Raw genomic sequence first — 13,227 nt, 5'->3', positions numbered from 1 at the left:
GCGTTCTCCCCCGATGCGAGCCGAACCCCGGAGCCGGAGCCTTCGCCTTCGTAGCGTTGCGGCCATGAGAACCTCCCCCTCGACGCTCCGATCCATGATCGCCCTCTCCGTCTTCGCGGCACTCCTCGGCGCCCTTCTGCTGGTTCCCCTCAGCGCTGCCGCGGCGACCGTCGGTCCGGGGTATCAACAGCCGGGAAAGCCGCTCAACCATCTCGGCGGCTACCTCACGACCGGCGGTCGCATCGCCTACTGCATCGATGCCGGACTGCCGAGTGCCCTCGGCCGGGAGACCACCGACGGCGGAATCGTCGGGTCCGTGGCCGGGTTGGGTGCGATCGAGATGCTGCGCCTCAACACCGTGCTGCACCGATATGGCGACACCGCGGACCCGAACACGGCCGCAGCGGTCGCCATGGCGGTCTGGAGCATCGCGGGCGCTGCCGCTTACCAGGCGGAGGGGGGCGACGCCCACGTGCTCGTGCGGGCTCCCGCAGACCAGCGGATGGCGATCCAGGCTCTCGCCGACAGGATGCGGGCCGAGGCGGCGGCCGTCGACGCGACACCCCCCAGTGCGGCCCTGTCGATCAGTATCGACGCGGGTGACGACTTCGGCGGGATCGTCTCGCTGGACGCCACGCCTGGCGTCTCGGGCACCGTCGTGCTGACCAATGCTGTTTTCGCCGATACCGGCACGAGCGCTCTGGCGGCGGTATCCGCCGGCGCGAGGCTGGTCGTCACCGCCGTGCCTCCGAGGGGTTCTACCGGGTATCGCATATCGGCCTCCAGCTCCGATCTCGCCGCTCCCCGTGCGCCGGAGGCGGCCGCGCAGGTCTTCTCGACGTCGGGCGCGCAGACGCTGGTGGCATCAGCGGGCTCGGTGACTCCGGTGCTGTCGGCCTCCGCGTCCGACACCAGGGATCGACTCCTTCCGTCACTCAGTACAGCGGCCCAGTCCTCCGCAACCGTCGGCGGTACCGTGATCGACACCGCGACACTCGCGGATGTGCCGTCGAGCGGCGTCCAGGTGCGATGGTCGGGGTATCTCCAGCCCGTCGGCCCGAGGGTCCCGCTGTGCACCGATGCCACGCTCGCCTTCGAATCGACCCGGTCGACCACGATCTCAACAGACGGCGTTTTCGCCTCCGAGCTTTTCCCCGTCACCGATCGGTTCGTCGGCACCGTCTTCTGGATCGCGACGGTGAGCTGGAATGGCGCGATCGTCACCGAAGGCGGCTGTGGAGACAGCGCCGAGACCACGGAGATAACCGCGTCGCAGCCACCCGTGCATCTCCCGGTGGTGAGTGGATGACTCCCGCGCGCTTGGTGACGGCCCTCGTGATCCTCTTCGTCGCTGTGATGGTACTGATCGGCACGGTTGCCACTCGGCAGACGCCCATCACCCAGGCTCGGTCGGGATCGGGATCGGGGTCGATCGAGCCGGTCCCGACCCTCTCCGGGGCCCGTCTCGCGGCGCTCCCCGAAGCCCGTTACGATACGGTGATCGCCGGGCTCATTCCCGCTCGGCACCTGGCGGAGGCCGACACCGCCTATCGTCTTCGCGGGGACACCGCCCTGTATGCGGCGGACCGGACCACCCCGGTCGCCCGCCTCGCCATGCGGAACTTCCTCGGCGAACCCACCGTCGTGGTGCCGGTCGAGGCCTCTGGCGAGTGGCGGCGGATCCTCACTCCGGCGAGACAGCGATTGCCGTCGGACGATGCTCCTCCCGTCGAGGCGGCCGCCAGCCAGAACCGGGCATCGGCACCGGCGCAGAGCTCCGCCTGGATCCCTGCCGCTGCGCTGGCATCACCGACGAGCCTGGGAGTCCACATCGTCGTGTCCGTGACGGCCAAGACCTTGCACATCGTCGGTGCGGGTTTCGGCGACCGCACCTGGCCGGTGGGCGTCGGGGCACCGGGAACTCCGACCCCCACCGGTGTCACCGGCTACCTCCAGGCGCGTTACCGGGATGCGGCACAGGGCCAGGCCGAGCATCCGGTGCAGCTCACCTCGCTGCATTCGACGGCAGCGGATGAGCCGTTCGGTGGTGACGACGGCGGATTGATCGGAATCCATTTCCAGTCTTCTGCTTCCGGTGCGGTGTCCCACGGGTGTATCCGGGTGCCGGCGGAGGCCCTCGCGGCGGTCGACGCGCTCCCGCTCGGCACGCTCATCACCATCGAGGACTGAGCGACGGCGAGCGAAAGGTGACGTCCCCGCGGCGTCAGGGACCGCGGCGCGCCGCTCAGGCCGGGGCGAGGAACGCGCGTATCCCCGAGGACAGTGCGGCGGGGTCATCCACCCCGCACAACTCGCGGGCGGAGTGCATCGAGAGCAGGGCGATCCCCACGTCGAAGGTGCGGATGCCGAGGCGCGTGGCGGTAAGGGGACCGATGGTCGATCCGCAAGGGACCGAGTTGTTCGAGACGAACTCCTGGTAGTCGATGCCGGCCTGCCGGCAGCTTCGAGCCCACTCGGCGGCGCCTAACGCATCCGTCGCGTAGCGCTGGTTCGCATTGATCTTCAGAAGTGGACCGCGATTGACGACGGGGCGATTCGCGGGGTCGTGTCGCTCGGGATAGTTGGGATGCACGGCATGGCCGGCATCCGCAGAAAGGCACCAGGAGGCCGCGAACGCGCGAGCGCGATCGGAGGCCGAGGCGGCGTGGGGGCTGCCGATGCGGGCGAGGACGCTCTCGAGGAACGGCCCGGCAGCGCCCGATCGCGTCTCGCTTCCGACCTCTTCGTGGTCGAACGCCGCGAAGACAGCGATCGAGGGGGCAGCACCGTCGATGTCATCGGTGGACTCTGCGCCGGTAGACGCGACGGCCAGCAGTGCGAGCAGCCCGGCGTGCACGGAGGACAGGTTGTCAAGGCGTCCCGAGGCGAACAGCGCACCGTCCAGTCCGAAGACCCGGGCTTCCGCGGTATCCGCCGTCACGATGTCATAGCCCACGACGTGGCGGCCCGCACGACCGGCGAGCCCGGCGAGGTGGGCGATCACATCCGTGTCCGCGAGGTCGCCGACCCCGATCACCGGATTGAGGTGCTGCTGCGGATTGAGGGTGAGGCCCTCGCTGTTCACCCCGCGATCGAGGTGCACCGCCAGTTGCGGGAAGCGCAGGAACGGTCCCGTGCGCACGAGTGCGGTGGTGCCGTCGTCGAAGACGAGCCGGCCCGCGAACTCCAGCTCGCGATCGAGCCAGGAGTTGAACAACGGACCGCCGTACACCTCGACTCCTGCCTGCAGCCAGCCGTGCGCGGCGGTGGTGGGCTTCGGCTTGAGCTTGAATCCGGGCGAGTCGGTGTGGGCGCCGATGATGCGGAACGGTGTCGTGGCGACCGCCGCTTCCGGCACGATCCAGGCGATGATCGCCCCGTCCCGCACGGTGAAATACCGGCCAGGTTCGACCGGCCAGTCCTCTGCTTCAGAGAGCTCCGCGAACCCGGCAGCCGTCAACCGGCGAGCGGACTCCGCGACCGCGTGGAACGACGAGGGGGACGCCTGCACGAACGCGGCGAGGTCAGCAAGGTGGTGAGACGACTCGGCGGCAGTCGAGTGCGGAGAAGAAGCGGGCGCGGCGGTCATCTGCTCATTCAAGCACGCGACTTCGTCCCGACACCCCGCCCGTCTGCGGTGCCCGGTACCCTCGAACAGTGGATTACGAATACGCAAATGCCCCGATCGATGCTCTGTCCGCCGAACGACTCGCAGCCCAGGGACTCGACTTCGCACTCGTCGACACCGCGGACACCGCGGCTCTGACCGACTGGCTGCAGGCCGAGAACCGAGGATTCCACGGCGGGCGTATGCCGCAGGCGAAGCTCGACGTGCAACTGCCGCATATCGCCCATCGCCGCACGACCGGAGTGTGGGATCCGGATGCTGCGGATGCCGGCTCCCCGGTGGCGACAGTGAGCACCTGGGTGATGGACCTCACGGTGCCGGGCGAGACGAGCGTCCCGGCCTGGGCCGTGAGCGCGGTCACGGTCTCCCCCACCCACCGACGCCGGGGCATCGCGCGGGCCCTTCTCGAGGCAGAACTGCGCACCGCCGTCTCCCTCGACGTGCCGGTCGCCATCCTCACCGTCACCGAGGCCACCATCTACGGTCGCTACGGCTTCGGAGCAGCCGTGATGAGCGCGGATTGGACGATCGACACCAAGAGAGCGCGCTGGATCGGGCCCGAGGCATCCGGGTCGCTGAGCTTCGTCGAGCCGGCCACACTGCTCACCGAGGGGTACGACCTCGTGCAGCGGGCGCGCCTGCAGACCCCCGGCCAGGTGGAGTTCGGCGACATCCTGTGGGAACGCCTCCTCGGATTCGACGGCGACCCTGAGTCCGAGAAGACGGTGCGCGTCGTGCGCTACGACGATGTCGAAGGCGAGCTGCAGGGGTTCGCTGTCTACCGGGTGGTCGAGGTCGGGGACGACTTCACGAAGCACCGTCTCGACCTCGGTTTCCTCGTCTCCGCGACTGACGAGGCGTATTCCGCTCTCTGGCGATTCCTGCTGGACATGGACCTCGTCTCCTCCATCTCGGCGCCATTGCGCACCATCGACGAACCGCTGCTCTGGCAGGTGTCCGATCCGCGTGCCGTGCAGCGCGCCGGTGTGCGCGAACACCTCTGGGCGCGCATCCTCGACGTCCCTGTCGCCCTCTCCGCGCGGCGGTACAGCGCCCCGGGAGTATTCGTGCTCGACGTGAGCGACGACCTCGGCTTCGCCGACGGGTTGTTCCTGCTCACGGTCGCGGCCGACGGCAGCGCGACCGTCGAGATCCTCGAGGGCGAGGCCCCGGATTCCGCGGCAGCCATCGCGCTCACCGTCGACGATCTCGGCTCGCTGTACCTCGGCGGAGTCTCCGCGCTCACCCTCGCCCGGGCCGGCCGAATCACCGAACTGCGCCCCGGATCCGCGGCGGCGCTCGAGGCCTCGTTCCGCTCGCCCGTCACCCCGTGGTTGAGCATCTGGTTCTGATCGCAGCCCCACGGGGTTTCAGACCGACGGCAGCAGTTCCGACAGATCGACGGTCGGCAGCACGATCCAGCCCTCTCGACCGGCTCGATCGAGTGATTCGGGCGGCGGTCGATGCCATCGTCCGAGGGCATGCGCACGTGCCGCGAGTGACGCGATGACCGCATCGAAAGCGTCGTCGGATGCCACCATCACCTCCGCGACGGAGCCGGCGTCGAGCCACGGCGCTCGTTCGAGCAGCGCGCCGAGCAGCGTGGAACGGATCCCGGCGTCCGTCTTATAGCCGACGGTCGAGAATCCCCAGCGCCGGAGGGTCGCCGAGGGATAGACCTCCGCGACGACGCCGCCGCCCGCCCGATCGACGGGGCCGATGGTCTGCTCGAGGGATTCGAGCAGTGCAGCGCAGTGCATGGCGGTGAGCCCGAGGCGGTCGGTTGAGACGCTGAGCGGCCAGCGCCCGGTCAGCCGGCGGGTCTCGCGATCGGTCTCCCGGTAAGCGAGTCGTCGGCGCCACTCCATGCCGGTGCCGCCGCGCTCGGCGAGTGAGCGATCCGTTCGATCGCCGGTCGAGTGCGCGGCGACGAACGCGACGAAGTCATCGGGCCAGCCGAACGCGCAGTCGATGCCGAGAGAGGTGACGCTCGGCGCCACCGCGACGATCTGCGCGTCGCTCGCGCCCACCGTCACCTCGACGACTCGAGCGGTGTACGCCGACCAATCGATCACGGCGAGGGCCGTGCCGAGCGGTTCGGCGGCGAGATCGACCCCGGCGGTCAGCATGGCGCCCTCACGGCTGCGGCTGCCGCTCGATATCGCCTAAGCCTCGGGCTTCTGGAACCAGGGCGGATAGACCGAGACCTTCGGGCTGTGCTCGGAAGACTTGAGGATGGCGCGCACCTCGTCGCGCGCGCGGTCATTGGCGACTCCGACGAGGGTCACCAATTCGAACGGGAAACTGTCTTTCACGAGCAGTTCGGCTTCGACGATAGTCTCGGCACTGTCGTCTGCGCGAAGGCGGCGCAGCATCCGCTCGCTGGATTCGGTAGAGGCCGCGAAACGGGTGAGCACGTGGGCGGCATCGCCGTCGGTCACGACGATCGCGCCGTCGGCGGTGTTCTCGGCCGCATGCTTCACCGTGCTCACGAGCAGCACGAAGTCGGCAGCGATAACGCCGCGCGCGTCGGAGGAGAGCCGGGGATCGGGAGAATCGGCGCGGATGTCCTCCCAGATTGTCGCGTTGGGCACGAGGAAGAACGGCACGAATTCGGCGACGTTCGCGCTGCCGAGGCCCGAGACGGCGGTTGCACGACGCGATTCGCGGGTCTCGGCGGACGAGATATCCACGGTCGGGCGGGTCGTCCAGGAGTCGCTGCCATCGGCGAGGATGGCGCCGGTCGCGAGGATGTCCGCCAGGTTGCGCACATGGGTCAGGTGATAGATGCGCTGGTCACCGACGCTCTCGACGGTCTTCGACCCGGCGGACGCGGCGCGACGGGACACAGCGGCCTTGGCTCGCGCGTTGCGCTGACCGGCCGCGGTGACGACTTCGAGCACGGGAACGGCCTTCGGGAAGCACTGGTCGCACAGTCCCGCTTCGAGTCCGTGAATACATTCGGCCACAGCAGAACCTCTCATTTGCGTGGAATCCGTGGTTGGCGCACTCCAGACACAACGTTACGCAGGTTTGGGACGGGTGGTGAACCACCAGCCAGTTCTCCACCCCTGAGAATATTTCGTCGCATTACGCCGAGGCGTGACATCGGAACGCTGCGAATCTAGCCTCGAGGGACATCCAATGCGGTCACGCACCCAGCAGAGTCAGGAGGCCAGAATGTCGAATCCCACACCCCCGGTGATCGCTCCCATGCTGTGCCACTCTCACGGCGATGCCTGCGTCTCAGTTGCCGCCGGTCATGCGGTATCCGCCATCCGCCGGCGGGTGACCGCCGCGACGCCGAGCAAGTGGCGTGACGGCGTTGTTGTACGCGCTCCCGAATCCGACGGTGCCGGTGGCAGCTGGATCGGAATCGAGCTGCTCGATGCCACTGACACGACCTGGGTCTGGAACCACGGCGACCTCGGTGCGGTGTCGATGGGCGAACCCGTCGCGCTCCACGACCTGTACGACACCCTCGCCATCGGCGCGACACGACTCAGCATCCTGCGCGCACCTCACTGAATCGGCCGTCCCGATAGTCCTCGCCGGGGCGATAGTGCGCGCCGGCAGAAAGTACTCGCCGTCAGGCGGCGAGCATCGAGTCAATCATCTTCTGGCAGGCCATTGCACACTGGCGGCAGACCTCGGCACACATGGCACAGTCGGCGCTCATCTCGGCCATCGCCTCGCACTCGTCGGCGCAACTCATACACATGACCACCATCGCCTGAAGCATCGCCATCATCGCCGGCCCGTTCATGCCGTTCGGCCGCAGCATCATGCGCATCATGGTGTTCGACATGTCGGCGGCGTTCTGGCACATGGCAGCGCACATCGCCATCTCCGGGGTCATGGCCATCGATCCGGCACACATCGTGCAGGCTTGCTCACAGGCCGAGCATGCTTCGATGCACTCCTGCATCACGCCGAGGTCCATCCCCTGCATGGCATCCGAGTGCATCTCCATCATCTGCATCGCGGTATTCGACATCGTCTTCGTCCAGCCTGGGCTGACTCGCGTCGGAGGGTCCGGCGGTGGTGAGTAGCGGCCCGATCGCCTCCAACCTACGCCCGGCACGGTGCCGCTGTCTGTCCCCTGAGGCACAACCGGGCGCCAGTGGCCGTAGGCTCGATCCATGCCGAGTCGTGCCGAATTCATCCCTCCCGCCGGGGCCGTCCTCATGTTCTCCACCAGCTGGTGCGGCTATTGCCGCAACCTCAAGGGACAGCTCGATCGTGCGGGCGTCGCCTACACCGAGGTGAACATCGAAGAGGTGGAGGGCACCGCGGAACTCGTCGCCGAAGTCAACGGGGGCAACCAGACAGTGCCGACTCTCATCTTCCCCGACGGATCGACCGCGACGAACCCGTCTCTCGCGACAGTGCAGGCTCGCCTGGCGGAGACCGCATCCTCCGCTCGATGACCCTCATTCCGGCAGACTCCGGCCTCTCGGCAGAGTCGCAACACGCCCTCGAGCTTCTCGCGAAGGTGTCGGAACCCCTCGATCGACTCCGGGCACTGCGGATGCTCGCCATCGCGCTCGATCGTGATCCCGCGGTTCTCGCTAATGTGCGGGCAGCCCTGGACGCCGGGGCGAGCTGGGAGCGGATCGCGGACGCGTCCGGGCTCGGTCTCGCCGCCGCGAAGTGGCGCTGGCAGGGCACCGACGAGCAGATCTCCGCGCGTCTCGCCGCCGGTCGCAAACGCTCGGCCAGGCCAAGCAGCGTCCCCACCGGCCTCCCCGGGCAGTCCGTGGCCGACGCCGCGCGAACTCTGGGGGTGACCGCCCAGGCGATCTACCTCCGCATCAGCCGGGGAACCCTCGAGGCCACGACGGTGACGCTCGAGGACGGACGCTCCTACAAGCGGGTGCTGCTGTGAGCCTGACGGCGGCAACCGTCCTGCTCACCGGTTTCGGCCCGTTCGACGGTGCGGCCTCGAACAGCTCCGGGGATGCCGTCGCGCTGGTCGCCTCCCGCTGGAACTCTCCCGTGATGCTGGTCACCGCCGTGTTGCCCGTCGATTTCTCGGCCGCTCCAGAGGAGCTCGACCGCCTGATCGCGGAACACTCCCCCGACCTCGTGATCGCCACCGGGCTCGCGAGCGGCCGGGCCGCGATCACTCCGGAGCGTGTTGCGATCAACGTCGCCGATGCCCGCATCCCCGACGAATCCGGAGCCCAGCCCCTCGATGAGCCGATCGACATGTCCGGTCCGAGCGCCTACTTCAGCGGGCTTCCGGTCAAGGCGATCGTCGCGCGGCTGACGCAGGAGGGGATCCCCGCCGCGCTCTCGCAATCGGCGGGCACCTACGTCTGCAATGCGGTGATGTACCGGCTGATGCGAGTGGTGGCGGCAACGGGCATCCGCGCCGGGTTCATCCATGTTCCATGCTCGGCCGAACTCGCTGCCGGCACGGACCAGCCCTTCATCGAGACGGAGAGTATCGCGCGTGCTCTCGAGTTGGCGATCGAGGTCTCCCTCGATCCCGCTCCGCCGGTTTGGATCAGGGGTGGCGCGGAGGCGTGACGGAGAACGCCGGATGGTCCGACGCCGAGACCGTGCGCAGGTCGGCCCCGAATTCGAAGGTCGCTCGCACGAATCGACCGGCGAGGGCATCCCGCACCCAATAGTGGGCGTCGTCCCACATGCGCGCGGTGGGGATGTCGGCCACCGGGTACCACTCCGGTGCCAGTTCGTCGGACTCCCGGGCGGTGCCCTCCCACTCGTGGCAGACGAACACCCAGGATTTCTGGCTCCAGGCTGGTCTGAACGGAAACGGATAGCTGAGCTCGCCGACGAGTCGGACCTCGCCGAGCACGATCGAGGTCTCTTCGGCCACCTCCCGGCGGATCGCCTCCTCGGCGGTCTCGCCCGGTTCGATCTTGCCCCCCGGACCGACGAGATTGCCCTCGCCGAGGCCGAACTTCTTGCGCCCGAGAAGCACCTCCTCGCCGTCGCCGCCCGGCCGGAGCAGGTAACAGACGCAAACCTCGGGAAGGGGCATCCCGCCAGCCTACGGGTGTCGAAGCGGCCCGCCGGCGGCGAAAACAGCACCGCCCGCACCAACGGTGCGGGCGATGCGGTAAGTGAAAAAGGCTAGGCTGCGGCCGGAGTCGGCTCGAAAGTCGAGTATGTGCGCGGTGCGGTGAGCGTCTTGTTGAATGAGCGCTGCACGAAGGCGGCGCCGATCGGGCCGAGCAGGAGCAGCATCCAGAAGGTGCCCGCACGGTTGAAGTCGTGGTGGGTGAATTCCTCCACGCCGACGGAGTACTTCCAGTACCAGACGAGGTTGCCGATCGGCACGATGAGGAGCCAGGCGCTCGGGATGTGGTTGGTTGCCGTCTCGTTGATCTCGTTCTTCGTCTTGACGAGCCAGACGAGCAGGTAGATGCCGAGCGTGATGACCGGAAGCAGCAATGGTGCCGCTGGACTGCGTTTCTTCATGGAATTTCCCCCGTGCGATGGTTTTGGGATCGCGGTCCGAGATTACTGAGAAAACGCTGAGGGCCCACAGTCCCCCGTTCGGGCACTCCGCGCCGAGCCATTATTGTGAAGCCGTGACGAAGACGTCTGTGATCGATACCCCGGCCGAGCTCGGTGCCCCACCCCTCCGCCGGGTCTTCGCGGTGCTCCGCGTCCTCGTCGGCCTCCTCGTGCTCGCGGCCCTCATCACCCAGGTCACCGCCGACCTCCTGCACAACTCGTTCAAGCCGGGAGAGTACTTCAGCTACTTCACCATCGAGTCGAGCATGATGAACGTGGTGGTACTTCTCGTCGGAGGCAGCCTCGCATGGCAGTGGAATCGGGACAGCGAGCTGTTCACCAGCGTGAGGGTCGCCATCCTCTCCTACGCAGTGATCACCGGGATCGTCTACAACGTGCTCCTGCGCAACATCCCGGGTGACGGAAGCTACGAGCCGCCCCGCTGGTGCAATGAGGTCATGCACGTGTGGGTGCCGATCTTCATTCTTCTCGACTGGCTGCTCGCCCCCGGGCGCGCTCGAGTGCCGTGGAAACGTCTCTGGCTCGTGATCTCCTACCCGCTGGCGTGGCTGGCCTTCACGATGATCCGGGGAGCGATCACGGGATGGTATCCGTATCCGTTCCTCGAGCCGTCCGGCCCCGGTGGCATCCCCAGTGTGCTCGTCTACGTCGTGGGCATCGCGGCCTTCATCATCGCGGTGGCGTCGGCGGCAATCGGCTATGCCCGCCTCACGGCGAAGCGCAGGCCCCACGCATCCTGAGCCGACGGCGTCCGAGAGGCCGGTGCGTGGACGCACCGGTCTTCCGAGTACAGTGGCGCTGAGATGTCGTTCAGCCGCCGCACTTTCCTCCTCGGGGCAGGGTCAGGTCTTTCCCTGCTCGTGCTGACAGCGTGCACCGACGATTCCCCGGCCCCCACGAAGTCGCCGAAACCCTCGCCGACGACGTCGACCGGCGTGCCCCGGCCGGCGGGAATCGAGCGCAGCGCCTGGTCGACGGATCCGTTCGCCCGCGGCTCCCAGAGCTATCTCGCCCCCGGGGCGACGCCCCAGCATCGGGAGGATCTGTCCCAGCCGGTCGGTGGGCGGGTCTTCTTCGCGGGGGAAGCCACCTCTCCCGATCTCGCCGGGACGGTTCTCGGCGCCCAACAGACCGGAGCGCGAGTCGCCTCCGAGGTGTTGGGTGTCGTCGAGACCGGCGAGAAGATCGCCGTGATCGGGGCCGGGGCCGCCGGTGCCGAGGCCGCGCGAGCACTCGTGAAGCGTGGATTCGATGTGATCGTGCTCGAAGCCCGGGATCGCGTCGGCGGACGCATCGACACGCGGACCCCCAAGTCGTGGCCACTCGGCGTCGAATTGGGCGCCTGGCGCCTGGGCTCCGTGGCCGACCAGTCGTTGATCTCCAGGCTCGCCTCCCTCGGAATCGAGTCGAATCCGCTCACAGGCCTGCTCGCGGCAGGCGACGAGGGCCACACGACGGACAATACGGTCGGCTCCCCGGCGCTCGGCACGGCAGCGGCCTGGGCAGAGTCGCAGCTGGTGGATCCCAGCCTCACCGCGGCGATCGACGGGTCGGGCGCCGCGACCACAGCCGCGGGGGTCTCGATCGACGGCCTCGCCGGCTCAGACCTCCTCGACGCCTCACTCGCAACTCTCGCCGGCATCACCGGTGCGGGTGCCGCGGAACTCTCCAGCTGGTACGGGATCGAGGGTCTGCCGACACGCGACCGGGTGGTGACGGGTGGATTCTCCGGAGTGGTCACGGATGCGCTCGACGGCGTGCGGGTGTCGCTCTCGACGGCGGTGCTCGGGGTGTCTTACAGCGATTCCTCGGTGAGTCTCAAGCTCGGCACCGGCGAATCATTGACGGTCGACCGGGTCGTCGTGACTGTGCCGCTCGGCGTGCTCAAGAAGAACGCCGTTGCATTCGAACCACTGTTGCCCTTCTCCCACCGCACCGCGATCACCGCGCTCGGCATGGGATCGGTCGAGACGGTCTGGCTGAGGTTCGACAAGCCGTTCTGGACGACGGATGCGGCCCTCTGGAGCATCGTCGGCGGTGACACCGACATCACCGACTGGGTGAACCTCCAGGCAGTGACGGGAGAACCCGTGCTGGTCGGCATCGTGGGCGGCCCGGCGGCCCGGCGGATGGCGAAGCTCAGCGACGACGACCTCGTCGACTCCGTGCTGACGGCGCTCGGTCCGTTCGCGGAGGCCTGAGAGCGGTCCGGGCGGCCCACCGGGCGCCCCAGCGCTCCGCGAGCGGCATGGTTCGGCTCACGCCCACCAGCCCGGTCGAGATGCCTCCGAACAGCAGTACCGCGATCGAGGCGAAGAAGAAGAACTGCCCCGCGTTCGCGAGCTGGGCGGGATCGAGGAAGAAGTAGGGGTACCAGCCCACGATCGGCCCGCGGGCGAGCGTGACCAGGCCCCACCCGATCATGAAGACGAGCACGATCACGATGCTGCGCCACGGTGCCCGCCCCCGCCCCGGCCCGATGATCCAGTCGACTACGGCGACGGCCGGAAGCACGAAGTGCAGCACTACATCCGACCAGGGCACGTCGATCCGGAAGCCGCGCTCCCCCGACTGCTCGATGATCAATGCGAAGATGATGCCGCAAGAGACCGTGCAGCTGAGCACGCAGGCCCGCGCCAGGTCGAGCCACGGCGCGTCATCCTGTCCTCGCAGTGCGACGATTGCCGCCACTATTGTCACGACCAGGAACAGGATGCTGCTCTGGATCGTGAGATAGGCGAAGAAGTTGCCCGGGGTGAATGTCGCCGATCCGAGCCCCCACAGGAAGCGTGAGACGAGAGCCACGAGGCAGGCGGCTGCCATGAGCAGCCGCAGGGCGCCGAACGTCGCCCGTACCTTCACCGTGCCGTCTCACCCCCGCCGCGCCGCCCGGTCGTCGGGTCCTGGCCGCACCCAGCAGTCTACGAAGTCTCCGCGGGACGGATGCTGACCGCGCCAGGTTCGCGCCGCTACCGGCATGGGTCGTATCGAGAGGTCCCTCGATTCGGGGTCGTGGATCCTTCGGCCGGGCCGACCCGCTCATCCCTCCGATCGAGTTGGTAGTCGTTGCGCTTTTCGCCCGCCGA

The 13,227-nt window shown here is 68.1% G+C and carries 16 protein-coding genes; 9 read left to right on the top strand and 7 right to left on the bottom strand.

The annotated features are described in order from the left end of the window. Window positions 1-64 precede the first annotated feature (64 nt). Together ACVXZ4_RS09375 and ACVXZ4_RS09370 are read left to right on the top strand one after the other, a co-directional pair. A complete protein-coding gene (locus ACVXZ4_RS09375) occupies window positions 65-1,309 on the top strand; it encodes a hypothetical protein (RefSeq protein WP_461794591.1) in 1,245 nt (414 codons plus the stop codon). Beyond that, window positions 1,306-2,190: a L,D-transpeptidase gene (locus ACVXZ4_RS09370; protein WP_461794590.1), complete on the top strand. Its 885-nt coding sequence runs from the start codon at window positions 1,306-1,308 to the stop codon at window positions 2,188-2,190. The genes ACVXZ4_RS09375 and ACVXZ4_RS09370 overlap by 4 nt, the downstream gene beginning before the upstream one ends. A gap of 55 nt (window positions 2,191-2,245) precedes the next feature. Here the strand turns inward: ACVXZ4_RS09370 and ACVXZ4_RS09365 are convergent, their stop codons facing one another. Continuing rightward, window positions 2,246-3,589 (bottom strand): M18 family aminopeptidase, encoded by a 1,344-nt coding sequence (locus ACVXZ4_RS09365; RefSeq protein WP_461794589.1) that lies wholly within the window; start codon window positions 3,587-3,589, stop codon window positions 2,246-2,248. 68 nt (window positions 3,590-3,657) lie between these two features. Between ACVXZ4_RS09365 and ACVXZ4_RS09360 the strand changes: the two genes are divergently transcribed. Next, window positions 3,658-4,980 (top strand): GNAT family N-acetyltransferase, encoded by a 1,323-nt coding sequence (locus ACVXZ4_RS09360; protein WP_461794588.1) that lies wholly within the window; start codon window positions 3,658-3,660, stop codon window positions 4,978-4,980. Between the two features lie 18 nt (window positions 4,981-4,998). On the opposite strand, the gene ACVXZ4_RS09355 is transcribed toward ACVXZ4_RS09360, so the two are convergent. Together ACVXZ4_RS09355 and ACVXZ4_RS09350 are read right to left on the bottom strand one after the other, a co-directional pair. Next, window positions 4,999-5,757 (bottom strand): DUF429 domain-containing protein, encoded by a 759-nt coding sequence (locus tag ACVXZ4_RS09355; RefSeq protein ID WP_461794587.1) that lies wholly within the window; start codon window positions 5,755-5,757, stop codon window positions 4,999-5,001. Between the two features lie 36 nt (window positions 5,758-5,793). After that, a complete protein-coding gene (locus ACVXZ4_RS09350) occupies window positions 5,794-6,597 on the bottom strand; it encodes a DUF4433 domain-containing protein (protein ID WP_461794586.1) in 804 nt (267 codons plus the stop codon). Window positions 6,598-6,808: 211 nt separating this feature from the next. Between ACVXZ4_RS09350 and ACVXZ4_RS09345 the strand changes: the two genes are divergently transcribed. Further along, window positions 6,809-7,156: a hypothetical protein gene (locus ACVXZ4_RS09345; protein WP_461794585.1), complete on the top strand. Its 348-nt coding sequence runs from the start codon at window positions 6,809-6,811 to the stop codon at window positions 7,154-7,156. A 61-nt stretch (window positions 7,157-7,217) separates the two neighbouring features. On the opposite strand, the gene ACVXZ4_RS09340 is transcribed toward ACVXZ4_RS09345, so the two are convergent. Beyond that, window positions 7,218-7,625: a hypothetical protein gene (locus ACVXZ4_RS09340; protein WP_461794584.1), complete on the bottom strand. Its 408-nt coding sequence runs from the start codon at window positions 7,623-7,625 to the stop codon at window positions 7,218-7,220. 145 nt (window positions 7,626-7,770) lie between these two features. On the opposite strand from ACVXZ4_RS09340, the gene ACVXZ4_RS09335 reads away from it, so the two are divergent. Genes ACVXZ4_RS09335 through pcp form a run of 3 tightly spaced genes read left to right on the top strand, consistent with a single transcriptional unit; the run spans window position 7,771 to window position 9,163 of the window. Continuing rightward, a complete protein-coding gene (locus ACVXZ4_RS09335) occupies window positions 7,771-8,058 on the top strand; it encodes a mycoredoxin (RefSeq protein WP_461794583.1) in 288 nt (95 codons plus the stop codon). Then, the gene (locus ACVXZ4_RS09330; RefSeq protein WP_461794582.1) at window positions 8,055-8,516 is read left to right on the top strand and encodes a hypothetical protein; all 462 of its coding nucleotides are present in this window, start codon (window positions 8,055-8,057) and stop codon (window positions 8,514-8,516) included. The genes ACVXZ4_RS09335 and ACVXZ4_RS09330 overlap by 4 nt, the downstream gene beginning before the upstream one ends. After that, window positions 8,513-9,163, top strand: coding sequence for a pyroglutamyl-peptidase I (pcp, locus tag ACVXZ4_RS09325; protein WP_461794581.1), 651 nt, complete (start codon window positions 8,513-8,515; stop codon window positions 9,161-9,163). The genes ACVXZ4_RS09330 and pcp overlap by 4 nt, the downstream gene beginning before the upstream one ends. On the opposite strand, the gene ACVXZ4_RS09320 is transcribed toward pcp, so the two are convergent. Together ACVXZ4_RS09320 and ACVXZ4_RS09315 are read right to left on the bottom strand one after the other, a co-directional pair. After that, complete coding sequence (locus tag ACVXZ4_RS09320; RefSeq protein ID WP_461794580.1) at window positions 9,141-9,641, bottom strand: 8-oxo-dGTP diphosphatase; 501 nt, start codon at window positions 9,639-9,641, stop codon at window positions 9,141-9,143. The genes pcp and ACVXZ4_RS09320 overlap by 23 nt on opposite strands. Window positions 9,642-9,733: 92 nt before the next feature. Continuing rightward, window positions 9,734-10,081 carry a DUF4234 domain-containing protein gene (locus tag ACVXZ4_RS09315; RefSeq protein ID WP_461794579.1) on the bottom strand — a complete coding sequence of 116 codons (348 nt, stop codon included), beginning with the start codon at window positions 10,079-10,081 and terminating at the stop codon, window positions 9,734-9,736. Between the two features lie 113 nt (window positions 10,082-10,194). On the opposite strand from ACVXZ4_RS09315, the gene ACVXZ4_RS09310 reads away from it, so the two are divergent. Together ACVXZ4_RS09310 and ACVXZ4_RS09305 are read left to right on the top strand one after the other, a co-directional pair. Beyond that, window positions 10,195-10,881 carry a Pr6Pr family membrane protein gene (locus tag ACVXZ4_RS09310; RefSeq protein ID WP_461794578.1) on the top strand — a complete coding sequence of 229 codons (687 nt, stop codon included), beginning with the start codon at window positions 10,195-10,197 and terminating at the stop codon, window positions 10,879-10,881. A 63-nt stretch (window positions 10,882-10,944) separates the two neighbouring features. Further along, window positions 10,945-12,342 carry a flavin monoamine oxidase family protein gene (locus tag ACVXZ4_RS09305; protein WP_461794577.1) on the top strand — a complete coding sequence of 466 codons (1,398 nt, stop codon included), beginning with the start codon at window positions 10,945-10,947 and terminating at the stop codon, window positions 12,340-12,342. Here ACVXZ4_RS09305 and ACVXZ4_RS09300 read toward each other — a convergent pair. Continuing rightward, window positions 12,281-13,003 (bottom strand): Pr6Pr family membrane protein, encoded by a 723-nt coding sequence (locus tag ACVXZ4_RS09300; protein WP_461794576.1) that lies wholly within the window; start codon window positions 13,001-13,003, stop codon window positions 12,281-12,283. The two genes, ACVXZ4_RS09305 and ACVXZ4_RS09300, sit on opposite strands and share 62 nt — an antisense overlap. Between the last annotated feature and the right edge of the window lie 224 nt (window positions 13,004-13,227).

This window comes from Lacisediminihabitans sp. FW035 (assembly GCF_054880895.1).
Note: the sequence above shows the minus strand (reverse complement) of the source record. Positions and strands in the feature narration are given on the sequence as shown.

Bases quoted from the DNA above. Each gene is read 5' to 3' on its own strand.
- ACVXZ4_RS09305 (WP_461794577.1), top strand. From the start codon at position 10,945: ATGTCGTTCAGCCGCCGCACTTTCCTCCTCGGGGCAGGGTCAGGTCTT.
- ACVXZ4_RS09345 (WP_461794585.1), top strand. From the start codon at position 6,809: ATGTCGAATCCCACACCCCCGGTGATCGCTCCCATGCTGTGCCACTCT.
- ACVXZ4_RS09315 (WP_461794579.1), bottom strand. From the start codon at position 10,081: ATGAAGAAACGCAGTCCAGCGGCACCATTGCTGCTTCCGGTCATCACG.
- ACVXZ4_RS09370 (WP_461794590.1), top strand. From the start codon at position 1,306: ATGACTCCCGCGCGCTTGGTGACGGCCCTCGTGATCCTCTTCGTCGCT.
- ACVXZ4_RS09375 (WP_461794591.1), top strand. From the start codon at position 65: ATGAGAACCTCCCCCTCGACGCTCCGATCCATGATCGCCCTCTCCGTC.
- ACVXZ4_RS09365 (WP_461794589.1), bottom strand. From the start codon at position 3,589: ATGACCGCCGCGCCCGCTTCTTCTCCGCACTCGACTGCCGCCGAGTCG.
- ACVXZ4_RS09340 (WP_461794584.1), bottom strand. From the start codon at position 7,625: ATGTCGAATACCGCGATGCAGATGATGGAGATGCACTCGGATGCCATG.
- ACVXZ4_RS09320 (WP_461794580.1), bottom strand. From the start codon at position 9,641: ATGCCCCTTCCCGAGGTTTGCGTCTGTTACCTGCTCCGGCCGGGCGGC.
- ACVXZ4_RS09355 (WP_461794587.1), bottom strand. From the start codon at position 5,757: ATGCTGACCGCCGGGGTCGATCTCGCCGCCGAACCGCTCGGCACGGCC.
- ACVXZ4_RS09335 (WP_461794583.1), top strand. From the start codon at position 7,771: ATGCCGAGTCGTGCCGAATTCATCCCTCCCGCCGGGGCCGTCCTCATG.
- ACVXZ4_RS09330 (WP_461794582.1), top strand. From the start codon at position 8,055: ATGACCCTCATTCCGGCAGACTCCGGCCTCTCGGCAGAGTCGCAACAC.